This is a genomic window from Leifsonia poae (genome assembly GCF_050632865.1).
GTDB lineage: Bacteria > Actinomycetota > Actinomycetes > Actinomycetales > Microbacteriaceae > Leifsonia > Leifsonia poae_B.
Genome location: NZ_JBODSA010000001.1, coordinates 77,033 through 99,312, shown reverse-complemented (window position 1 = coordinate 99,312; position 22,280 = coordinate 77,033). Strand labels below are relative to the sequence as shown.

General features: G+C 71.7%; 17 protein-coding genes, 1 tRNA gene, 1 other RNA gene and 2 pseudogenes. 1 reads left to right on the top strand and 20 read right to left on the bottom strand.

What is annotated here, in order from left to right:
* Positions 1–29: 29 nt before the first annotated feature.
* The 12 genes and pseudogenes from ACRAWB_RS00480 to ffs all read right to left on the bottom strand — a co-directional run bounded on the left by ACRAWB_RS00480 (position 30) and on the right by ffs (position 14,472).
* Positions 30–1,115, bottom strand: coding sequence for an aspartate-semialdehyde dehydrogenase (locus ACRAWB_RS00480; RefSeq protein ID WP_431351568.1), 1,086 nt, complete (start codon positions 1,113–1,115; stop codon positions 30–32).
* Positions 1,116–1,180: 65 nt separating this feature from the next.
* Positions 1,181–2,467, bottom strand: coding sequence for an aspartate kinase (locus ACRAWB_RS00475; RefSeq protein WP_431351567.1), 1,287 nt, complete (start codon positions 2,465–2,467; stop codon positions 1,181–1,183).
* Between the two features lie 86 nt (positions 2,468–2,553).
* Entirely contained in the window at positions 2,554–3,150 is a 597-nt protein-coding gene (recR, locus tag ACRAWB_RS00470) for a recombination mediator RecR (protein ID WP_363807488.1), read from the bottom strand.
* Between the two features lie 3 nt (positions 3,151–3,153).
* Positions 3,154–5,649 (bottom strand): DNA polymerase III subunit gamma and tau, encoded by a 2,496-nt coding sequence (locus tag ACRAWB_RS00465; protein ID WP_431351566.1) that lies wholly within the window; start codon positions 5,647–5,649, stop codon positions 3,154–3,156.
* 48 nt (positions 5,650–5,697) lie between these two features.
* On the bottom strand, positions 5,698–6,948 hold the full coding sequence (locus ACRAWB_RS00460) for an acyl-CoA thioesterase/BAAT N-terminal domain-containing protein (protein WP_431351565.1): 1,251 nt from the start codon (positions 6,946–6,948) through the stop codon (positions 5,698–5,700).
* Complete coding sequence (locus ACRAWB_RS00455; protein WP_431351564.1) at positions 6,945–8,243, bottom strand: acyl-CoA thioesterase/BAAT N-terminal domain-containing protein; 1,299 nt, start codon at positions 8,241–8,243, stop codon at positions 6,945–6,947. Before ACRAWB_RS00455 ends, ACRAWB_RS00460 begins: the two co-directional genes overlap by 4 nt.
* On the bottom strand, positions 8,240–9,430 hold the full coding sequence (locus tag ACRAWB_RS00450; RefSeq protein ID WP_431351563.1) for an acyl-CoA thioesterase/BAAT N-terminal domain-containing protein: 1,191 nt from the start codon (positions 9,428–9,430) through the stop codon (positions 8,240–8,242). The genes ACRAWB_RS00455 and ACRAWB_RS00450 overlap by 4 nt, the downstream gene beginning before the upstream one ends.
* Positions 9,431–9,621: 191 nt before the next feature.
* Positions 9,622–10,803 (bottom strand): annotated as a pseudogene (locus ACRAWB_RS00445) (acetate/propionate family kinase); the annotation flags it as partial.
* Positions 10,800–12,935, bottom strand: a complete 2,136-nt coding sequence (pta, locus tag ACRAWB_RS00440; protein ID WP_431351562.1) for a phosphate acetyltransferase — start codon at positions 12,933–12,935, stop codon at positions 10,800–10,802. The gene pta and the pseudogene ACRAWB_RS00445, both read right to left, overlap by 4 nt.
* A gap of 1 nt (position 12,936) precedes the next feature.
* Positions 12,937–13,302 carry a DUF1214 domain-containing protein gene (locus tag ACRAWB_RS00435; RefSeq protein ID WP_431352681.1) on the bottom strand — a complete coding sequence of 122 codons (366 nt, stop codon included), beginning with the start codon at positions 13,300–13,302 and terminating at the stop codon, positions 12,937–12,939.
* A 513-nt stretch (positions 13,303–13,815) separates the two neighbouring features.
* Positions 13,816–14,183: pseudogene (locus tag ACRAWB_RS00430) on the bottom strand (DUF1254 domain-containing protein); the annotation flags it as partial.
* Positions 14,184–14,375: 192 nt separating this feature from the next.
* Positions 14,376–14,472: signal recognition particle sRNA small type (ffs, locus tag ACRAWB_RS00425), an RNA gene on the bottom strand.
* 102 nt (positions 14,473–14,574) lie between these two features.
* Between ffs and ACRAWB_RS00420 the strand changes: the two genes are divergently transcribed.
* Positions 14,575–14,662 (top strand) — tRNA-Ser (locus ACRAWB_RS00420).
* Between the two features lie 21 nt (positions 14,663–14,683).
* On the opposite strand, the gene ACRAWB_RS00415 is transcribed toward ACRAWB_RS00420, so the two are convergent.
* From ACRAWB_RS00415 to ACRAWB_RS00380, 8 genes are all read right to left on the bottom strand, one after another.
* The gene (locus ACRAWB_RS00415; RefSeq protein ID WP_431351561.1) at positions 14,684–15,448 is read right to left on the bottom strand and encodes a GNAT family N-acetyltransferase; all 765 of its coding nucleotides are present in this window, start codon (positions 15,446–15,448) and stop codon (positions 14,684–14,686) included.
* Positions 15,449–15,560: 112 nt separating this feature from the next.
* A complete protein-coding gene (locus ACRAWB_RS00410; RefSeq protein ID WP_431351560.1) occupies positions 15,561–15,761 on the bottom strand; it encodes a hypothetical protein in 201 nt (66 codons plus the stop codon).
* Positions 15,762–15,837: 76 nt separating this feature from the next.
* Complete coding sequence (locus ACRAWB_RS00405; protein WP_431351559.1) at positions 15,838–17,112, bottom strand: diguanylate cyclase domain-containing protein; 1,275 nt, start codon at positions 17,110–17,112, stop codon at positions 15,838–15,840.
* Between the two features lie 196 nt (positions 17,113–17,308).
* On the bottom strand, positions 17,309–17,563 hold the full coding sequence (locus tag ACRAWB_RS00400) for a zinc-ribbon domain-containing protein (RefSeq protein ID WP_431351558.1): 255 nt from the start codon (positions 17,561–17,563) through the stop codon (positions 17,309–17,311).
* Between the two features lie 67 nt (positions 17,564–17,630).
* A complete protein-coding gene (locus ACRAWB_RS00395; protein ID WP_431351557.1) occupies positions 17,631–20,339 on the bottom strand; it encodes an Ig-like domain-containing protein in 2,709 nt (902 codons plus the stop codon).
* Positions 20,340–20,397: 58 nt separating this feature from the next.
* Positions 20,398–20,814 carry an SRPBCC domain-containing protein gene (locus ACRAWB_RS00390; protein ID WP_431351556.1) on the bottom strand — a complete coding sequence of 139 codons (417 nt, stop codon included), beginning with the start codon at positions 20,812–20,814 and terminating at the stop codon, positions 20,398–20,400.
* Positions 20,811–21,134, bottom strand: coding sequence for an ArsR/SmtB family transcription factor (locus tag ACRAWB_RS00385; RefSeq protein ID WP_431351555.1), 324 nt, complete (start codon positions 21,132–21,134; stop codon positions 20,811–20,813). The genes ACRAWB_RS00390 and ACRAWB_RS00385 overlap by 4 nt, the downstream gene beginning before the upstream one ends.
* Positions 21,135–21,597: 463 nt before the next feature.
* Positions 21,598–22,269, bottom strand: a complete 672-nt coding sequence (locus ACRAWB_RS00380; protein ID WP_431351554.1) for a GAP family protein — start codon at positions 22,267–22,269, stop codon at positions 21,598–21,600.
* Positions 22,270–22,280 lie beyond the last annotated feature (11 nt).

Here is a 22,280-nt window from a genome sequence, read left to right as displayed (position 1 = left end):
GGAGGGGTGGATCTCTCGATATCGAGATATCAGGCGGTGATCGGATTCGCCAGGCGCTCGGCGACCAGCTCGGCGATCTGCACCGCGTTGAGCGCCGCGCCCTTGCGCAGGTTGTCGTTGCTGACGAACAGCGCGATGCCGCGGCCCGCCGGGGCGCCCTCGTCGGCGCGGATGCGGCCGACGAAGCTGGGGTCGGCGCCGGCCGCCTGGAGCGGCGTCGGCACGTCGGTCAGCTGCACGCCGGGGGCGTCCGCGAGGAGTTCGGCGACGCGCTCGGGGCTGATCGGGTTCGCGAACTCGGCGTTGATGGAGAGCGAGTGGCCGGTGAAGACGGGAACGCGCACGCAGGTGCCGCTGACCAGCAGCTCCGGCAGGCCGAGGATCTTGCGGGACTCGTTGCGGAGCTTCTTCTCCTCGTCCGTCTCGTTGAGGCCGTCGTCGACGATCGACCCGGCGAGCGGGATCACGTCGAACGCGATGGGACGCACGTACTTGACGGGCTCGGGCAGCGTCACGGCGGAGCCGTCGTGCACGAGGTCGAGCAGGCGCTCGTCCGCGACGGCGGCGCGGGCCTGCTCGGCCAGCTCCTCCGCGCCGGCGAGTCCGGAACCGGACACCGCCTGGTAGGTGCTGACGACGAGGCGGGTCAGCCCGGCCTCCTCGTGCAGCGGCTTGAGGACCGGCATGGCGGCCATCGTGGTGCAGTTCGGGTTGGCGATGATGCCCTTGCGCGCCTCGGCGATGGCGTCGGGGTTGACCTCGGAGACGACGAGCGGGACGTCCGGGTCCATGCGCCAGCCGCTCGAGTTGTCGATCACGATCGCGCCGGCCTCGGCGAACCGCGGGGCGTGCGCCTTCGAGCCGGTGGCGCCGGCCGAGAACAGGGCGATGTCGATACCGGAGACGTCGGCGGTCGCCACGTCCTCGACGGTGATCTCCTGGCCCTTGAACGGCAGAGTGGTGCCCGCCGAGCGGGAGGACGCGAAGAAGCGGATGCTCTTCACCGGGAAGTCGCGCTCCTCGAGCAGCCGGCGCATGACGGCGCCGACCTGGCCGGTCGCGCCGACGACGGCGACGTCGAATCCGTTGCTGTCGAAATCGGTGATCTCGCTCATGTCAGCCCCTTCGGGTCGTTGTGGAGGGGAACCGCGGTCATCGCCGCGGCATTCCCGGGTGAGGACTAGCGGCCGGTGCCGGCGTAAACGATGGCCTTCTCGTCGCCGTCCAGGCCGAAGGCGGTGTGGACGACGCGCGCGGCCTCGGCCACGGTGTCGGCGCGGGTGACGACCGAGATGCGGATCTCGCTGGTGGAGATCATCTCGATGTTGATGCCCGCGTCGTACAGCGCCTCGAAGAGCTTCGCGGAGACGCCCGAATTAGTGCGCATCCCGGCGCCGACGAGGGCGAGCTTGCCGATCTGGTCGTCGTACTGCAGCGACTGGTAGCCGACCTCGTCCTTCTCGGCGGTGAGGGCGGTCAGCACGCGCTGGCCCTCCGACTTCGGCAGGGTGAAGGAGATGTCGGTGAGGCTGGTGGCCGCGGCGGACACGTTCTGCACGATCATGTCGACGTTGGCGTTGGCCTTCGCGACGATCTTGAAGATCTGCGCGGCCTTGCCCGGCACGTCGGGCACGCCGACGACGGTGATCTTGGCCTCGCTCAGGTCGGTGGCGACGCCGGAGATGATGGGCTCTTCCACGGTTCCATCCTTCTTGGCGGCCTCGGCCGCCGCTGCTTCGTTGAGGACGTACGTGCCCTCTTTGTTCGAGAACGACGAGCGCACGTGCAGCGTCACGTTGTGACGGCGGGCGTATTCGACGGCGCGGATGTGCAGGACCTTCGCGCCGGCGGCGGCGAGCTCCAGCATCTCCTCGCTGGTGATGCGGTCGATCTTGCGGGCGAGCGGCACCTGGCGCGGGTCGGACGTGAAGACGCCGTCGACGTCGGTGTAGATCTCGCAGACCTCGGCACTGAGGGCGGCGGCGAGGGCGACGGCGGTGGTGTCGGAGCCGCCGCGGCCGAGGGTCGTGATGTCGCGGGACTCGCGGCTGAACCCCTGGAACCCGGCGACGATGGCGATCGCGCCTTCGTCCAGGGCGTCCTGGATGCGGCCGGGGGTCACATCCACGATCCGCGCGGAGCCGTGCTGCGCGTCGGTGATCATGCCCGCCTGGCTGCCGGTGAAGGAGCGGGCGTCGTACCCCATGCTCTTGATCGCCATCGCGAGCAGCGCCATCGAGATGCGCTCGCCCGCGGTGAGCAGCATGTCGAGCTCGCGCGGCTCCGGGATGGGGGTGACCTCGTGCGCCAGGTCGATCAGCTCGTCGGTGGTGTCGCCCATGGCCGAGACGGCGACGACGACCTCATTGCCAGCCTTGCGCGTCTCGACGATGCGCTTCGCGACGCGCTTGATGCTCTCAGCTGTCGCGACGGACGAACCGCCGAACTTCTGGACGATGAGGGCCACGGACTCTCCTGAACTTCACGGGCTTCCCATCCTACCGGCCGGGATATGGCGGTTCCTTCATGTGACGAACCGGTGGATAACGGGGTTCAGGAGACCTGGCGGCGGCCCTCGAAGGCGCGGCCCAGGGTGACCTCGTCGGCGTACTCGAGGTCACCGCCGACCGGCAGGCCGGAGGCGAGCCGGGTGACGCGGATGTCGAGCGTCGTGAGAAGGCGGCTCAGGTAGGTCGCGGTCGCCTCGCCCTCGAGGTTGGGGTCCGTCGCGAGGATGACCTCCTGCACGGTGCCGTCGGCGAGGCGCTGCATGAGCTGGCGGATGCGCAGGTCGTCGGGGCCGACGCCGTCGATCGGGCTGATCGCGCCGCCGAGCACGTGGTACAGGCCGCGGAACTCGCGCGTGCGCTCGATCGCGACGACGTCCTTCGCCTCTTCGACGACGCAGATCAGCGTCGGCGTGCGGCGCGGATCGCGGCAGATGGAGCAGGTGGCCTCTTCGGACACGTTGCCGCAGATTTCGCAGAAGCGGACCTTGTCACGGACCTCGAGCAGGACCTCGGCGAGCCGGGTGACGTCGAACGTCTCGGTCTGCAGGATGTGGAATGCGATGCGCTGAGCGGACTTCGGGCCGATGCCCGGCAGCCGACCGAGCTCGTCGATCAGCTCCTGGACGATGCCTTCGTACACCGGCTACCTCATCCCCGGGGTCGGAGGTGCGGGCTGCTCCTCGATGAAGGTGGCGCCCAGGATCTCGCGGACCACGGCCTCCCCGTAGCGCTGCGGCTGCTGGAAGGTCGGCGTGCGGGCGCCCGCGGCGGGTGCTGCGGACGTGCGCGCGGCACGGGCGGGCTCGGGCGTGGGAGCCGCCTGTGAAGGGGCGGACGTCGCGGTGGCGCTGGGTTCGGCCGCCCAGTCGCCCGTGGGCTCCTCCGGGACCGGAGGTTCGAACGGCGGCTCGGTCTCGGGCGGAGGGACGTCGTCGTAGGGCGGCTCGTCCGGTGCGGACTCGGAGACGGGGCGCGCAGCGGGAGCGGCCGGAGCTGCTACGGGGCGCTCCAGGGTCGCCACGGCGGCGGTCGTCGAGAGGGTGGCGGTCGCGGTGTCGTCGGGTGCGGACGCCGACGGGATGGCAACCGTCGCCCACTCGGTGACCGTGGCGGCGTGAGCGGCCGGAGTGGAGGTGGTGGATGAGGTGGGGGCCTCGGCGCGCACGGCGGAACCCGACGCGGTGGGAGCGGAGGCGGCGTCGCGCGCGCCGGAAGCCGACGCGGCGGGTGCCGACGCGGCGGGGCCGCTGGCCGACGCGGGGGAAGGTGCGGCGTCGGCGCGGGAGGCCGACGGCGCGGGCGCGGCGGCCGCGGCGCGAGCGCCGCCACCCGTAGGAGCGGAGGGCGCGTCGGCAGGGTCGGACCCGGGCCAGGTCTCGGCCGCCGGGGCGGCCGGCGCGCCGGCGGACGGGCGCGGAGAGCCGCCGGAGCCGGACGCCGAGTCGGCGCGGGCGATGAACTTCACGCGGATGCCGAGCACGTCGACGATCGCCTGGCGCAGGTACTCGCTGACGCCCAGGGCGCCGCCGACGTCGGGCTGGCGGAAGCTCTGGACGTCGTTGTCGCTCGGGAACGACAGCGTGAGGACGTCGCCGTTGAGGGCGCGGACCTGCGCGGTGAAGACGACCATCCACGCGCTGCGCTTGGCGCGCTGGACCGCCTCGAGGATCTGGGGCCAGGAGTCCTTCACCTGCTGCGTGGTGACCGGACCGACGGGCGCCGGCGCGGCGGCCGCAGCGGGCGCGGTCGTTGCGGGGACGTCGGCGGACGCGGGCTCGGGCGCAGCGGTCTCCGCAGCGACCGAAGCCTCCGGCGCGGCGGGAGCGGCGGGCGCCTCGGTGACCGGGGCGGATACACGCGGAGCGGGTGCAGCAGCAGGCGCAGACACAGTGGGAGCCGGCGCAGGCGCAGCACCGCGCGCAGGCGTCGCAGCAGCCTCACTCCCCCGCGCCGCATCCGCTGACACGGCATCGCTCACGCCGACCCGACGCTCCAGCCGCTCGACGCGAGCCAGCGCGCCGCGCTCGCTCTCGTCGCTCGACGGTACGAGCACGCGCGCGATCATCAGTTCGAGGTGAAGGCGCGGCGAGGTCGCGCCGGTCATCTCGGTGAGGGCGGCGTTGACGATGTCGGCCGACCGGCTGAGCTCTGCGGCGCCGAACTTCATCGCCTGTACGCCCATGCGGTCGAGCTCGTCCTGCGGCACGCCGCGGAGCACAGCGGCCGCGCCCTCGACGCTGGTCGCCGCGACGACGATGAGGTCGCGCAGCCGCTCCAGCAGGTCTTCGACGAACCGGCGCGGATCCTGACCCGTCTGCACGACGCGGTCGACCGCCGCGAAGGCGCCCGCCGCATCCCGTGCCGCGATCGCGTCGATCACGTCGTCGAGGAGCGCCGCATGCGTGTAGCCGAGGAGGGCGACCGCACGCTCGTACTCGATCGCGCTGCCCTCGGACCCGGCCATCAGCTGGTCGAGCAGGGACAGGGTGTCGCGCGGCGAGCCGCCGCCCGCGCGCACGACCAGCGGCAGCACGCCGGGCGCGACCGTCATGCCCTCGCTGTCGCACAGGCTCTGCACGTACTCGAGCATCTGCGCCGGCGGCACGAGCCGGAACGGGTAGTGGTGCGTGCGGGAGCGGATGGTGCCGATGACCTTCTCGGGCTCGGTCGTCGCGAAGATGAACTTCACGTGCTCCGGCGGCTCCTCCACGATCTTGAGCAGCGCGTTGAAGCCCTGCGGCGTCACCATGTGCGCCTCGTCGAGGATGAAGATCTTGTAGCGGTCGCGGGCCGGCGCGAAGATCGCGCGCTCGCGGATGTCGCGGGCGTCGTCGACGCCGTTGTGGCTGGCCGCGTCGATCTCGACGACGTCGAGCGAGCCTCCGCCGTCGCGGCTCAGCTCGATGCAGCTCGCGCACTTTCCGCACGGGGTGTCGGTGGGGCCTTCGGCGCAGTTGAGGCAGCGGGCGAGGATGCGGGCCGACGTGGTCTTGCCGCAGCCGCGGGGACCGGAGAAGAGGTAGGCGTGGTTGACCCGGTTGGTGCGGAGCGCCGTCATCAGCGGATCGGTCACCTGGGACTGGCCGATCATCTCGGCGAAGGTGTCGGGCCGATAGCGGCGATACAGGGCGGTTACCACTTGAACATGGTACTCACCGCCGCCGACATTCCGGTGGGAACCGGCCCCTCACTGCCCGCGCACGTTCAGCGCCCGCGCGATCGCGGACCAGAGCGCGACGCGGGCGCGCTCGGTCGCCTGTGCGGCGGGCGGCGGCGGAAGGTACAGCGGCGTGTACGGAGGCACGTAGAAGAGGTGCGTCGCGTCGGGCGCGCGGACGTACGCGTCGCCGCCACGCGCCGGTCGCACCCGGGCGGCTTCGTCCATCCACCGGCACGCGTTGTCGAGCTGTTCGTCCTGCCCGGCGCAGCCGAGGACGACAGGGCCGGGGATGCGGTCGAGGCTCAGGACGGCGGCACGCGTCACCTGGTGCGTCCCGCTCAGGCACGGCACCCACGCTCCCCCGACGGTCACGGCGGGTCCGGGCACCGGGGACGGGCAGACGAGGCCGGTCGTCCCCGCCGGCGCGATCGCGCCGTAGACGAGCTCGGGATGCGCGACCGCCGTCCACAGCGCGAGCTGAGCCCCGCGCGACGTGCCGAACACGAACACGCGCCGGGGATCCACCCCGGGCTGCGAGCGCAGCCAGTTCAGCGCGGCGACCACGCGCTCGGCGGGCAGCGTCCGCACCGGATCCAGTTGCTCGCCCGCGGAGCCGTAGGTGGACAGGGCCAGCGCCGGGTATCCCATCGCCGCCAGCACGGAGGCCGACAGGACCCCGGTCGGCGCGCCCGGATCCGTCCCGTCCAGCACCAGCACGCCAGGGCGAGGGGCGGCCGCGCTGGTCGCCGGTTGGATGAAGTCGCCCAGGATACCGTCGTCGAAGACCGCCCGAGAGGGCGCCACCGAGGACAGTCCGACGCGCTGCAGGCGCCGATCCGCCACGCGGCGCCCTCCGATGGCCGCGTCGAGGTCGATCGACATGCTCGCCCCTCCCCACTGCTGCGGGGAGGTCGCCGCGGCTCCCGATGCGGCGGCCAGGGACCAGAACAGCCCCATGCCGTCCGCACCGTGCCACGGGGCCTCGATCGGCGCGTCCCGGTCGAGGTCGACCACCCCGGAGGCCGGGACGGCGTAGATCGCCTGCGAGCTCCACCGGGCACCGTTGAGGGTGCTCGCGCTCACCGTCACGAACCCGCCGGGAGGGAGCGACACGAGCCGCAGGTGGATGGGCTGCCACACTCCGCTGGGATCCTCGTTGACCTCGAAACGCGGGCCGGCGGCGCCGGGTGCGGGCCCGCATCCCGTCAAAGCCGCGAGCGCGACGCCGAGCACCGCGACGGCCGCCGCGATCCGGCCGACCCCTCCCACCCGGATCACGGCCGCACCGACCCCTCCAGCTTGGCGAGCACGAGCGCCCAGAACGACGTCCGGGCCTCCTCCGTCGCCTGCGCGGTCGCCGGAGGCAGGTCGCTCAGCCCGATCGGCAGCACGGGCGGTGTCGTGATGTCGTGCCCCGCGCCGTCGAGGTAGAGGAACGCATCGCCGTCCTTCTGCCCGCGCGCCTCTTCGCCGGCCCGCTGCCAGTCGCACGCCGTCGGCAGCAGCCGGTCGGCCGTGCCGCAGGCGAGCACGAGCGGACCTGGGATGCGCTGCAGCGGCAGGATGTCGGTCCCGGCGATGGTCCGCTCGGGGTTGGCGCACGGGAGCGGGATCCCGTGCTCGATGAGGAGCGGGCTCCCGGCATCCGAGGTGCACTGCAGCGCCGTCGCCCCGCTCGCGGCGAAGGCCCCGTGGATGCGGCCCGGCTCATTCGAGGCGAACCACAGCGCGAGCGAGGACGCGCGTCCGGTGCCGTAGACGAAGATGCGGTCCTCGTCGACGATCGGCAGTTCGGAGAACCAGCTGAGCGCGGCGTCGAACGTCTCGACCGAGAGGGCGGCCGACCCGGCGATCCTGCCCTCCGGCACGAACGCGGGCAGCACGAAGACGGCGAAGCCGGAGGCAGCCATCAGCCGCGCGGCGAAGGCGCCGGACGCGCCGCCGTCGTCGCCGTCCACCAGGATGACGCCCGGTCGCAGGTCGACCGGGGTCGGGACGGCCTCGACCAGAGCGCCTACGCGGGCGGTGGGCGCGAACCCCGAGGCGTCCGGGTCGCCGGTGCCGATGAGGTCGCTGCCGAGCACGTCGCGGTCGCTCGTCCCCGCGGCGAGCGCCGCCCGGTGGAGGACGCGCGAGACGACGGGACGCCCGTCCTGCGTCACGGTGAAGCGCGCGTCCACCCCGTGGTATACCCACTGCGCCTCGAGCTGCTGCTGGCTGAACGACGGTCCCGTCAGGCTCCAGAGCAGCCCGGAGCCGTCGGCCCGGGGATACGGCGCGGTCAGCGGCTCCTGCGACCACAGCCGCACGCGACCGTCCGGCGGGACGGAGTACACCGCTCGCGAGGTGAATGCGCCGCCGCTCGTGGCTACCCGGACGTCGACGACGGCCGGATGCCCAGGCTCGAGCCCGGCGAGCTGCACCCCGACCGGTTGTGTGACCGCGTCCCCGAAGCTGCTGAAGACGATCCGCGGTCCGCCTTGCGTTCCGGCGCTGCACGCGGAGGTCGCGACGGCGAGGGCGGCGACCACCGCAACGGCGGCGAGCCGGCGCAGCAGACACGAGCGGGTCATCCCAGCACCGCCCGGAGCAGCGCCCGGCCGACGGCGTTCCAGAAGGCGACCCGCGCCTTCTCGGTCGGTTGGCCTCCCGCCTCGGGGAGGCCGATCGGCAGCCCGGGCGGCACCGACACCGAATGGCCGGCACCCTCGGCGTAGACGGTCTGCACGCCGAAGGTGGAGAGCCGGGTCGCCACGAGCGCGCGCTGCCAGTCGCAGGCGTTCGGGAGCACGGCATCCTGCTTTCCGCACCCGACGACGATCGGTCCGTTGATGTTGCCGATGGACGGGATGGCCGAGCTCACGACGGTGGCCGGGGAGCCCAGGCACGGCAGTCCGGTCGAGTCGTCGAACGCCGGGGCGACCTGCGCCGGCGAGAGGCAGAGCAGCGCCGCGGCGCCGCCCGCGACGAACAGTCCGCGCACCCGGCCCGGGAACCGGGTGGCCGCCCACACGGCCAGCTGCTCCGATGCTCCTGTGCCGTAGACGAACACCTGGTCGTGGACGATATCGGGACGCTGCGCCAGCCAGTCGAGCACGGCCTGGACCGTGGTGTCCGAGACGATGCCGGTCGATCGCACACCGTCCGACGAGGCGGAGATGGGGATGCTCACCACCGACGCGCCGAACTGGGCGATCAGCGGAGCGGTGTACGCGGCCGACGCGCCGGGGGTCGGGTCGTCGAACATCACGACGGCCGGAGCGCGCGGATGCTCCAGCGTGGCGGCGCTGAAGAACGTGCCGAGCGGCACGTCCTCGTGGGTCTCGCGCGGCACGCGCGCGTCGATCGCGGCGCGCAGGTCGCGCGTGTACAGGGTCCGCTCGGGGAGCCCGGCGGCGAGGCCGGACAGCTCGAAGCGGCGGGACGCGACCACCCGATCGCCGTCCGCGGCCCGGACGGTGACGTGGATGGTGTCGCGCATCCACTGCCGGACGGCCGCGTCGTCGCCGAGACGCGGTCCGCGCAGCGACCAGAACAGCCCGGCCGAGTCGGGCTCGGTGAACGGGGCCAGCTGCGGCCGTGCGCGCGCCAGGTCGAGCGTGCCGGACGCGGGGATCGTGTAGGTCGCCGCCGAGGTCCAGGAGCCGTGGGACGTCGTCAGCTGTGCGGTGAACCGGAGGCGCGCACCCGGCTCCGCCCCGACCAGCTGCAGCGGGACCGGCCAGAGCACCGCGCTGTAGCGGACCAGGGGCGGCGTCACGAAGCGCGCTCCTCCCCCGCCTTCGACCGGGGCACAGCCTGCGAGCGCCGTGACGCCGACGAGCAGCGCGGCGGCGGCGGCGATGATGCGGCGTCGGACACCGCGCACGGGCAGAAGCGGCATCCCGTGCCGCATGCCGTCGCCGCGTCGTCGCCGCATGGCCGTCTCCCGTCAGCCCCCGTGGACTCCCGGACAGCCTCCAGCGACTGCCGCGAGATCTCCAGCTCCTCGTCGGTCGGGACGACGAGCACCGTCACTGCGGAGTCGTCGCTCGAGATCACCCGGGCCTCGCGCGATCGGGCGGCGTTGCGCTCCGGGTCGAGCCGGATGCCCAGCACCTCCAGCCCGGACAGCACCTCCGCCCGGAGCGCGGCGTCGTTCTCGCCGACACCAGCGGTGAAGACGAGCACATCCAAGCCGCCGAGCAGGGCGGTGTAGGCGCCCAGGTAGTGCTTCAGCCGGTGCACGGTGACGTCGAGGGCGAGCCGCGCCTGCTCGTCGCCGCCGTTCGCCGCCGTTCGGACATCCCGCATGTCGCCGCGGCCGGAGAGCCCGAGCAGGCCGCTGCGGCGGTTGAGCAGTTCGTCGAGGTCGTCGGTCGACAGGTGCGCGCGCCGGGCGAGGTGGATGAGGACGGCGGGGTCGAGGTCGCCCGACCGCGTGCCCATGACCAGACCCTCGAGCGGGGTCATCCCCATCGACGTCTCGACCGACCGGCCGCCGTCGATGGCGCACGCGGACGCGCCGTTGCCGAGGTGCAGCACGATCTGCTTGAGCTCGCCGAGCGGGCGGTCGAGGAACGCCGCGGCCGTCTCGGACACGTACTTGTGCGACGTGCCGTGGAACCCGTATCGGCGCACGCGGTGCCGCTCTGCGAGGTCCGCGTCGATCGCGTAGGTGTACGCGGCGGGCTCCAGGGTCTGGTGGAAGGCGGTGTCGAACACCGCGACGTGAGGCACGTCGGGAAAGGCCTTCTTCGCGGCGCGGATGCCCTGCAGGTTGGCCGGGTTGTGCAGCGGCGCCAGGTCCGACAGATCCTCGATGTTGATCTCGACCAGAGGGGTCACGATGGTCGGCTCGAAGAACCGCTTGCCGCCGTGCACCACCCGGTGACCGACCGCGTCCAGCGGGTTGTCGTCCAGGCTCGGACCCTCGGCTTCGAACGCGTCGAGCATCGCGCGGAAGCCCGCCGTGTGATCGGGGATCTCGAGCTCGCGCTCGGTCGTGCCGTCGGGGCCGCGGTGGGTCATCCGTCCGTTCGGCTCGCCGATCCGCTCCACCAGCCCGGACGCGAGCGACTGCTCCGTCTCGCTGTCGATCAGCTGGTACTTGAACGACGACGAGCCGCTGTTGACGACCAGGACCGCGCTCATGACAGCGCCGCCTGGATCGCCGTGATGGCCACCGTGTTCACGATGTCGTCCACTGTCGCGCCGCGCGAGAGGTCGTTGATCGGCTTGCGCAGGCCCTGCAGCACCGGGCCGATCGCGACGGCGCCCGCGCTGCGCTGCACCGCCTTGTACGTGTTGTTGCCGGTGTTGAGGTCGGGGAAGATGAACACCGTCGCCCGCCCGGCCACCTCCGACCCGGGCATCTTGGCCGCGCCGACCGCCGCATCCGCCGCGGCGTCGTACTGGATCGGTCCCGCCACCGCGAGCTGCGGAGCGCGCTCCCGCACCAGCTCGGTCGCGGCGCGCACCTTCTCCACGTCGGCGCCCGCTCCCGAGTCGCCCGTCGAGTAGGACAGCATGGCCACTCGCGGCTGGATGCCGAACTGCTCCGCCGTCATCGCCGAGGAGATCGCGATGTCGGCCAGCTGCTCGGAGGTCGGGTCCGGGATGACCGCGCAGTCCCCGTAGACCAGGACGCGGTCGGCGAGCGCCATCAGGAACACGCTGGAGACGACGGAGACGCCCGGCGTGGTCTTGATGATCTCGAACGCCGGCCGGACCGTGTGCGCCGTGGTGTGGGCGGCGCCCGACACCATCCCGTCGGCGAGCCCCAGGTGCACCATGATCGTGCCGAAGTAGGAGGCGTCGGTGACCGTGTCCGCCGCCTGATCGACCGTGATGCCCTTGTGCGCCCGCAGCCGCGCGTACTCGTCCGCGAAGCGCAGCCGCAGCACGTCGTCGAACGGGCTCAGCACCTCGGCCTCCGACAGGTCGAGGCCGAGCTCGATCGCACGGGAGCGCACCTCGAACGGCTCGCCCAAAATCGTCAGCCGCGCGACCCCGCGCGCCAGCAGGGTGTGGGCGGCCCGCAGGATGCGGTCGTCCTCGCCCTCCGGCAGCACGATGTGCTTCTTCGCCGCTCGGGCCCGCTCGATGAGGTCGTACTCGAACATGAGCGGAGTGACCACGTCGTGGCGCGTGACGTCGAGGCGCGCGAGCAGGGCTCCCGCATCCACGTGCCGCTCGAACAGTGCGAGGGCGGTGTCGTACTTGCGCTGGGAGTCGGCGGCCAGCCGTCCGCGCGCGTGCGTGATCCGGACGATCGTCTCGTAGGTGTCGAGGCCGGTGCGCACGATCGGCAGCGGGGAGCGGAGGCCGGCGAGCAGCCGCTCGATGGGCTCCGGGAGGTCGAAGCCGCCGTTGAGGACGATGCCGGCGATCGAGGGGAAGGTGCCGGACGCGTTGGCCATCAGCACGGCGAGCAGCACCTCGGTGCGGTCCCCCGGCACGACCACGACGGCGCCGTCGACCAGCCGCGGGAGGACGTTGTTCATCGACATGCCGGCGACGACGACACCCAGCGCTTCGCGGGCTAGCAGGGCCTCCTCACCCGACAGCAGGGTCGCTCCGGTCTGCTCCATGATCGAGCGGATGCTGGGCGCCACCAGGAACGGGTCCTCCGGAATGGCCCACACCGGCGGCCGGTCGCTGGTGCCCGCCGCGACGGCCGCGGCGCCGACGGCCGAGCCGACCGCGGCGACGATCGCATCCAGCTTGGTGTCGTCCGCTCGGTTGGCGATGACGGCGAGCAGTCCCGCGTGCTCGGCGCGCAGCTCGGCGACCGCGAGCTCGGCCAGCTGGCGCAGCTCCTCCGGCGAGCGCGGGTCGGCCTGTCCCAGGCGTTCCCCGAAGCCCTGGCCGATGCGTCCGCCCAGGACGAGCAGCACCGGCGCGCCGAGGTTGGCGGCGATGCGGGCGTTGTAGGCGAGCTCGGTGGGGCTGCCGACGTCGGTGTAGTCGGAGCCGAGGATGACGACCGTGTCGCATCGCGCCTCCACCGCCCGGAAGCGCTGCACGATCACGGCAAGCGCCTCATCCGCGTCGGCGTGGACGTCCTCGTAGGAGACGCCCAGCGCTTCCTCGTACGACAGCTCGGCGGTGGTGCGCTGCAGCAGGAGCTCGAGCACGTAGTCGCGCTCCTCGGTGGAGCGGGCGATCGGCCGGAACACGCCGACCCGCCCGACCGAGTGCCGCAGTGCTTCGAGCACGCCGAGCGCGACGGTCGACTTTCCCGTGTGGCCCTCCGCGGAGGTGATGTAGATGGAACGCGCCACTTCAGCCGATCCGCTCGATCGCGGGCGGCGTCCACGTGCCGTCGAGCACGTCCTCGCCCGGCTGGTACAACCGCAGGATCGGCCGGAAGCCTCCGGCGGACGTCGGCAGCCAGTTGGCGGCGGCCGTCGGATCGGTCGGGCGGGCGGCGCTCATCGTGATGGTCAGTCCTCCATCGTCGTCGTACACGAGTCCCGGCGTCCGGTCGCCCACCGAGTAGCGCTCGACGGGGTTGCGGACGAGGTAGTAGTGCGGCAGGTCGTACATGGTGATCGACCAGAACGCGCCCACCGGCGGCGTGGGGTTCAGCCGCAGGCGGTAGACGTGCTCGCCCGACAGGGGCTCGCCGTCCGCGTCCTCGTAGGTCATCAGGTAGGCCGCCTCGTAGGCGTGGTTGCCCCACAGCCCGCCGAGGGCCGCGGCGGCGCGGTGGGCGTAGCGGGTGCGCGGGTCGAAGAGCATCCACTCGGGGGCGTCGATCGCGCCGAGCTCGAAGAAGTCGAGGTTGTAGTCGAAGACGTGGAGGTTGACCGACCAGTGGTCGATGAGCGCGACGGAGGTGTGCAGAGCCGACTCCAGCGCCTCCTTGCCGAGCGCGTATCCCTTCTCCAGCGCCTCGCGGACACCCTCCGGCTGCTCGGCGACGGTGTAGGGGCTCACCAGCCCGAGCGGCGCGTACGAGTCGAGGGCGGGACGGTCGCGCTCGGCGGGCGGGAACGCCTGCGACCACACCCGCAGCTTCTCGAAGAAGTCGAGCGCTTCGCCGTTGCCGGTCGTGACCTCGGGGACGCCCTGCGCGGGCGCCACGGACTCGCGCACCTGTGCGAGCGCCAAGCCGTCCTGGAGGGCGTGGACCGCCGGCAGGTCCTCCTCGCCCGCCACCGCCCAGCGGCCGACGATGGTGCCGACGCGGGTCGGGAAGCGGATGGCCGGAATGCGGCCGTCGGTCGGCTCCTCGTCGGGCGGCAGCAGCAGGAACTCGCCCGCCCCTCCCCGGTCGCCCGGGTGCCGATGTAGGCGAAGTTGTTCGTCCACGCGTCGACGAACTGGAGGACGTAATAGCGGTCACCCGCCTCGGGAACGGTCAGCCGCAGAGGCCCCACCGAGAGGTCGATCTGGGCGATCGAGTAGAGGGTGTCGTTGTTGATCGAGACGAACGTGTCCTCGGGCCCAGCGAGCCGTCGGGCATGCCCGAACGCGTTGAAGGGCGTGGCCGGAACGCCGCCGATCCCCTCCTCGGTGAACCGCACGACCTGCTCCAGGTCGAACACGAGCGGGAACCCGACGACGTACGCTTCGGTCGCCAGCTCGGTCAGCTGCTCGGTCACTGCGGCACCCCGTCCATCCACTGCTCAACGGAAGACACGATTCATTCTACAAGGCGTAGAAGAACGCCCTGCTGCGCTCAATATACGCGGCGGCCGTGACGACGGGCTGGACAAGAAAAAGACCCCCCACGCACCCGCCAGAGCCCGGTTACCCTTGCTGCGTTTCCGCCCTGGGGGAGTTGGCCTGGATGGCGCCACGTGGGGAGCCGGAAACCAGTGTAGCGGGTACGGCTGGGAGCCGTGTGCGTCGGGCCCTCCGCCGATCGGCTACGATATTGTGAGCCGCCGGCCGCGATTGCGGAAGGCAGCCCCAGGAGAATTCGCCTAGTGGCCTATGGCGCACGCTTGGAAAGCGTGTTGGGTGCAAGCCCTCGGGGGTTCGAATCCCCCATTCTCCGCCATTTATTTCTCGGAAGCTCTGCTCAGTCGCTGACCCAGCACTCCCAGACCGCGACGTCGTCGAAGCCGAGACGCCGGTACACGGAGTGGCCTTCCGCGCTCGACTGCAGCCACGCACCGCGTGCCCCCACGGCGAGCGCGTCGTCGATGATCCGGGCGGTGATGGCCGCCCCGTAGCCTTTCCGTCGGTGCTCGGGAGGCGTCGCGATGTTGAAGACCCCGACGTGGTCCGCGAGGTGCAGGCCGAGGCCGGTTGCGACGGGCTCCCCCTCTACCTCGGCGACGTAGAAGTGCAGGGCCGAGCGCTCCGCGACGCCGAGCGCGACGAGCGGGGCGAACAGCGCGGCCGGCGCGCCGAAGCCCGCGGCGGCGACCTCGGCGTGCATCCCGAGCTCCCCGGCCTCCAGCCGTCGCACGACGAGGTCGGGCACCACGCCGGCCGCCGTGCGCGCGGCGGTGTACATGAGGGGCGCGTCCTCCCCGCGGGTCAGGCCGGCGGCGGTCGCGGCGTCCCGCCCGGTCGTCGAGCCGGACGCGAACTGCGCACAGTACGGGACGCCCGCATCCCGAACCGACGACAGCCATTCCGAGAACCGCCCCGCGTCGGGCTGGGCGGACCACACGCCGTTCATCGTCGGCGCGGCGATCCCCGTGACCGAGGCGACGTGATCCCCGTCATGCCGGGACCAGCCGCCCGGCACGCGCTCACCTAGCCACGCGCGTGCGGCGAGGAGGAGGGACGACGCCTGCTCGGAAGAGGCCGGCCCGCGCTCGGCGGCCGCCCTCATCGCATCGGGCGGCCGGTCGTGAATGCATTAGCGGTGGTCAGGCGATAGGTGACCTCGCTCCCCGAATCGGCGACTTTCGTCCAGACGCGCTCCCGATCGCCGAGGTCCATCGTCACACGGTCGTAGGCCTCCCCTCGATCCGCTCTCCGGCGAAATACGACGGACGGCCCTCGGTCGTCGCCGTGAGGACACCCACGAACTCAGCGTCCTTCGGCGGCTCGCTCAAGAGGTCCGACGGGGTGAGTTGCAACACGATACTTTCACCGCGCACTACGCGCGGCGCGCCATTCCTGGCGCCATTGTCTTCGGCCATGGTCGACTCCTACTCAGTGGCTTCCGGGTGGTCACGGTAGGCCCCTCGGTATGCAGCCGCAATGGATGGAGCGCCGCTATTGCTCGGCTCCGTAGACCACCGCCTGGTCGCCGCCGCCCCGCTTGGCGGCGTACATCGCCTGGTCCGCAAGTCGAACGAGGTGATCGACCGACTGGTCGCCGACGTCCCCGTCCGAGATGGCGATTCCGACGCTCGCCGTGATGCTCAGTTCCGCCGGGATGCCGTCGAAATCTTCTGCGATGGCCGCTCGGGCCCGGTCCGCCAGTTCGATCGCATCCAGCGCGTCCGTGACATGCAGCGCCGCGATGAACTCGTCGCCCCCGTACCGGGCGACGGTGTCCTGCTGACGGAAGACCCGGCCCAGGCGCTCGGCGACCTCCTTGAGCACGGTGTCACCCGCGGCATGCCCGAGGACGTCATTGATGGCCTTGAACCCGTCGAGGTCGACGAAGAGCACGGCGATCCGCTCCGCGCGGGCGCGCCCGGCCTGCTGCAGGTTCTCCTCGAACAGCCGGCGGTTCGGGAGCCCGGTGACCTGGTCGAGCATGGCGGCCCGGCGCAGCCGCGCCTCCAGGCGCAACCGCACGAGGACCTGCCCGGCGAGCTGGGCGAGGGCTTCAGCCAGCGGGACAGCCTGATCGTCGAAGATCCGGGGCTGATCGAAGTAGCAGGCGAACGCACCGTAGAGGACACCGTCCTCGATGATCGGCACAGCGAGAACCGCGGAGACCCCCGACCGTTCGAAGACGCCGCTCAATCCGAGACCTGGCGCCACCTCATCGGCCTCAGCGGGTGTCTGGACCGTCATCACGCGCCCGAGCTCGACAGCTCCCTCCGGCGCGTCCTCCGGCCACTCCGCCTCCAGCAGATTCTCTCCAGCCACGAGGACGTAGTTCCCCGGCTCGCCCGTGTGCACGCTGCACGCCGTCGCATTGAACGCCCGCCGCGCCGTCTCCGACAGCAGCGCGCCCAGCTCCTCCTCCGTCTGCGTCTGCGCGAACGCGACGGATGCCGAAAGCAGCAACTGGAGGCGGTCGCTCTCGCGTCGTCCGAGCGCCACCGCGCGCTCGCCGACCGCGGCCAATTCCGGGTCGAAGGCGACGATGGTGTGCCCTTCGGAGATCCGCACCGCCCGGATCACCACCGAGCTCCGTGTCCCCTGGTAGCCGTGCGCGGTGGAGGCGAGGCGGATGCCGCCGGTGTTCCCCGTCGCCAGGGCCGCGTCCAGCTCATCGGCGTCGACGCCGAGCACCGTGGCGAGCGGCATCCCGACGAGCTCGTGAGGGGGCCGGCTCGCCCAGATCTCGAGTGCCAGGTTGGCATCGACCACGACATGGGAACGGTCTATGAGAGCACGCGGGAACGGCTGCATCCGCGCGACTTCGTCGAGCAGTTCTCGTCTCACGGGCGTGACCGGCTCAACGTACATGTGTTGAGAGTGGCTGTTGAGGAGGCGATGGTCAAGTTGCCACACGCCGCGGAGGGCGCGGATGCCGCCGGACGCGAACAGGCGACCACGCAACCGGCTAGCGCACGCTCGACCGGTTCGCGCTCCAGGCGACGGCGTTGCGCGCCTGCTCCGGGGAGAGCGCTGTCTCGGCGCCGCAGTTCGTGCACTGGTTCACATACCGGGTGGAGAACGAGAGCGGGAGGAAGAACAGCGTGAACCGGTGGGAGCGCTTGAGGACGTTCTGTCGCGCGTCCACCCGGCAGTAGCCGCAGACGAAGGTCACCACGGTGATCAGGGTCTCGTGGATGGTGGAGCCGAAGATCAGGAGCATGCTCCATCCAGCTCCGTGTCCGAGAAGCGGGACAAGCCCTTGACCGCCCGGGCCGCAGCTGGGTCGTTCAACGCCGTCGGGGTCGTCGCCGGAGCGCGGCCGAGCCGAGGAGAGCCGCCCCCAGCACCATCGCGCCTAGGGCCGCCCCTGCGGCGGCGCTGACGGGCGACGACGAGCCGGTGTCGGAAAGGTCGCCCGCTACGTCCGCCGTGCTCGAGCCGCCGCCGTCGTCCGGCACGATCGGGGGCGCGACCGCCGCCGCGACGTCGACCGTCACCGTGGTCGTCGCGCACAGGGTCGGGGCGGCGACCGCGCAGATCGTGTAGTCGAACGTGTCGGTGCCCGCGAAGCCGGGATCCGGCACATACACGATCGTTGCACCGTCGACGCGCACGGTGCCGTGGGCGGGAGTCGAGGCGACGACGGGCGCCGTGACGGCTCCGAGGTCGTTCCCGCTCACGGGGATGCTGACCGGCGTGTCCTGGGCGGTGGAGGCGCTGTCCGGGTTCGCGACCGGGTACACGTCGACCGTGACGTCGCCGGTGGAACAGAGCACCGGGTCGCCGTCGTCGCACGCGATGACGGCGTAGGCGTCGGCGCCCGCGAAGTTCGCGCGGGGCGTGTAGGTGGTCCGGTCGTCGGCGACGGACGCCGTGCCGCTGCGCGGCGGGATGCCGCGCGCGAAGGTCAGCGTCTGGCCGATGTCCGGGTCGCTTGCATGGATCGTGTCCGTCACGGCGGCGCCGACGGAGGTCACCAGGTGAAGCGCGTCGACCACCGGCGGGCGGTTGAGCGCGCGCACCACGACGGTCACCGTCGCCGTCGCGCACAGGGCCGGGTTCGTCGGCGAGCAGGTGCGATAGCGGAAGGTGTCCAGCCCGGTGAAGCCGGCGGACGGCGTATACGTGATCGAGCCGGATCCGGCGTCCACGGCAGTGATGCCGTTCGCCGCGGACACCGGCAGCGTCGTCTGAAGGGCGGCGCCGAGCGAGTCGTTCGCGGTCACCGGGATGGTCACCGGCGTGTCCACGCCGGTCACCGCAGTGTCGTCGGACGCCGTCGGGCTGATCGGGAGCGACACCACCGCCGAGTCGCACAGCACGGGGGTGCCGTCGTCGCACACGGTGAAGGTGAAAGCATCGTCACCGGTGAAATCCGGATCCGACCGGTAGGCGAAGCCGCCTCCCGCGACCATCACCGCGATGCCGTGGGCGGGCGGCGTCGTGATCGAGAAGATGAGCTCCTGGCCGGCGTCCGGGTCCGTGGCCGTCACCCTCCCGAACAGCAGCTCGTCGGTGAAACCGGGCTGCACGAGCGGGTCGGCGACCGGCGGGCTGTTGGCCGGCGGCGGGGCCGCGACGACGACCGTGTCCACCTGGCTGTCCTCGCTCGTGCCGTCGTTGTCCGAGGGGTTGGGATCGGCGGTGTCGGAGGTCGCGCTCGCGGCGTCGCGCAGCACGGTGCCGACCGGGGCGGACTCCGAGATCGTGATGCCGAACGAGGCGGACGCCCCGACGGCGAGGGAGCCGACGGTCCAGGTGATGGAGCCGTTCGCGACCGTGCCGCCGTCGGCATCCACGACCCCCGTCGCCTCGGGCGGCAGCACCTCGTGGACGACGACGCCGGTCGCCTCGTCGGGGCCGTCGTTCGTCACGGTGATCGTGTACGCGATGTCGCCGTTCGGCAGCACCGTCCCCGGTCCGCTCTTCGTCACGGAGAGGTCCGCGAAGGGAAGGACGTTGTTGCTGCATCCGGACAGCGGGGCGTCGGGCGACGTCGAGCGGGAGGCGACCACCCGGATCACGTTCGCGATCGTCCCGGTCTGCACGTCGAAGATGCTGCCGGCGGGCGCCTGCGTCTGCACCTGGATGGGGTTGCCCGCGGAGTCGCCGGTGAACCGGCCCTGCACACTGGTGGGACCGGTGAACTGGTAGGCGCCGAAACCGCTCACGGTGCCGTCGTCCGTCAGGCCGGTCGCGGCGAGCAGCCCCTCCACCGACTGCCGCCAGGTCCCGTTGTTGCGGAACGTGCCGCCCGCGACCACGATTCCGGCGTTTGCGGACGCCGCGGCATCGTTCGTGATGGCGCCCGTCGCCCGTACCTGGCAGGCGTTGGCGAACGTCGCTCCGCCGTTGACACCGAGGATGCCCGCGACGTCCACCCGGCCGGTGTTGTCGAGGCGGCCGTTCAGGAGTGCGTCGCCGCCGACGGTCAGCCGCCCGGCGTTCTCGATGCTCGCGCCGCCGTTGAGGTTGAGACTGCCGCCGACGGTCAGAGTGCCGCGATTGTCGAACACGCCCGCCGACGGGGAGAAGGAACCCGACACCGCCATCGTGCCACCGGACGCGATGGCGAACCGCGACGCGCCGTTCACGTTGAGTCCGGCGAACGTCACGCTGCCCTCCGCCTGCAGCGCGAACCCCGTTCCGACGGAGAGGGACGGGAACGTCGCCGTGGCGCCCGCGGCGACGATCACCGTGCCCGCGCCGTTGTTGAGGTATGCCGGTTGCAGGGTCGCCCCGGCGGCGACGCACAGCGTCGCACCGGAGGGCAGGGCGTTCACGCCGCCCGTGAAGGTTCCGGACGCGAGCAGGACCGTCTCGCCCGGCGCGAGGCTCACCGACGACGCGGAGGGGTCGAGCGTCCGGGTCGGAGTGGCGCATTGGCTTGCGAAGCTCGCGGAGGCAGGCGCGGAGGGCGTCCCGAGCGTTATCAGGAATGCGACGGCGAGCGCCGCAACCGCACCGATGCCGCCCCGCACCCCGAATCGCACCATGGCGGCAGTATGTCGTGCGGCCCCGCGCGCCCACCAGACCCGGCGTTCGGATCCCGGGTCACCCCGCCGCCCGCGGCACCTCCACCCCCTCCAGGTACGCCTTCAGTGCGTCCATGATGTAGCGCGATCCGTCCACGGTCTCCTGGCCGTGGCCGCCGGCGTGCACGAGCGTCACGACGCACCCGTCCCCGTCTGGCTCGACGGTCCAGGTGAGCGTGCCCTGATTTTCGCGCTCGCCCGACCAGGTGGCGATGAACTCGTGGCTGTAGGAGCGGGGCGGGTCGTAGGCGAGCAGGGCGCCGGTGATCTGCAGCTCGTCGCCGGCGAAGTACTCCACGGGTTCGCCGACCGTCCAGGTCGTGCGCACCTCGGAGCCGTAGTACCAGGCGACGGTGCGGGCGGGGTCGGTGATCGCCGCCCACGCCGCTTCGGGCGTGGCGTCGATGCGGACGCGGTAGACGCGGTCCTCGGTCATGGTCTCTTTCCTTCCAGATCCCTCTTCAGTGCGGTGAGCCCGGATGCCGTGCGGGCGCCGAAGTCGTCGATCCAGCGTTCGGCGAGCTGCACGATGGGCACCGCGTTGAGATAGCACAGCCGCTGCCGCCCCACCTTGCGGGTGACGACGAGGTCGGCTGCTTCGAGCACGTGGATGTGCTTGAGCACGACGTGGCGCCCGAGCGGCGCGACCCTCTCGGTGAGGGACGCGATGGGCTGCCCGTCCTGCTCGCGGAGGGCGTCGAGCAGCCGGCGGCGGGTGGGATCCGCGATCGCCTGGATGACGTCGTCGGTGCTCATGCCGACACAATAGGTGACTCTAGGGTCACCTGTCTAGACTGAGTCCATGGAGGCGTTCGTCGTCTGGGCGAGTTTCATCGGGGCGTGGTTCCTCGTCGCGGGCCCCCTGTTCCAGGGCTCGGTGGAGCTGCACCGCATCGAGTCGTCGATCGCGAAGGAGGAGACGGCGCAGCCCTCGCGGTACTGGTGGCTTCTGCCGCCGGTGATGTACCTGCTCACCCGTCGCCGTATCGCGGCCGACCCGTCCGTCGGGTCGCGGGCGCGGCTGTTCCGAGCGTCGGGGACGGGATGGTTCGCGGTGTCCGCCGGCGGCGCAGCTGGCGACGCAGGAGACGTGGGAGCTCACGGAGTACCTGCACGCCGGAGACGGCGCCTTCTGGGCGATCTACCTGGTACTGCTCGTGGCGTCCGTGCTCAACACGTCGATCCGGATGATCCGCGAGCGCGTCAGGACCGGCGGCTCCTAGAAGGCGGCGATGCCCTTGCCGATCATCACGACGCCGATCACGAGCAGCAGCACGGACATGACGGCGACGTTGTGGGCCACCAGCCAGCCGCGAAGCGAATCCAGGGGCTTGGTGAACGTCGAGGCGGCCACGAGGTAGCCGACGACCGGGATGAGCACGGAGATAGCGGCGACGAGCGTGAACACGACGATGACCACCACCGCCGACCCGACCGACAGCCCCGCCGTACCGATCGCGACGCCGGCCGAGGCCGCCAGCAGCAGGTTCTTCGGGTTCACCGCGGCGAGCAGGAACCCGAGGACCAGCCCCCGCGTGGCCGTCATGTCGTCGATCGCGTCCATCCACTTCGGTAGCGCCGCGGTCTCGCCGGCGCGCGGCCGCGACCGCCATTGACGCAGCGCCAGCAGGAGCAGCAGCACGCCGAGCACGACCTTGATCACACCGGCGATCGGCTTGGAGGCATCAGGGTCCTCGGCGGGGATCAGACCCGACAGGAGGGTGAACACGACGACGGCGACGACGATGCCCAGCACCCAGCCGATCAAGAAGCCGACGCTGGTCGATCGGGCGTGCGGCGAGAGCAGCATCAGGATCGCCGCGATGATCGGGATCGGGCTGATCGCGATGCCGACCGCCAGCGGCAGCACCTCTCCGATGGCCTCGGGCACGGGAACTCCTC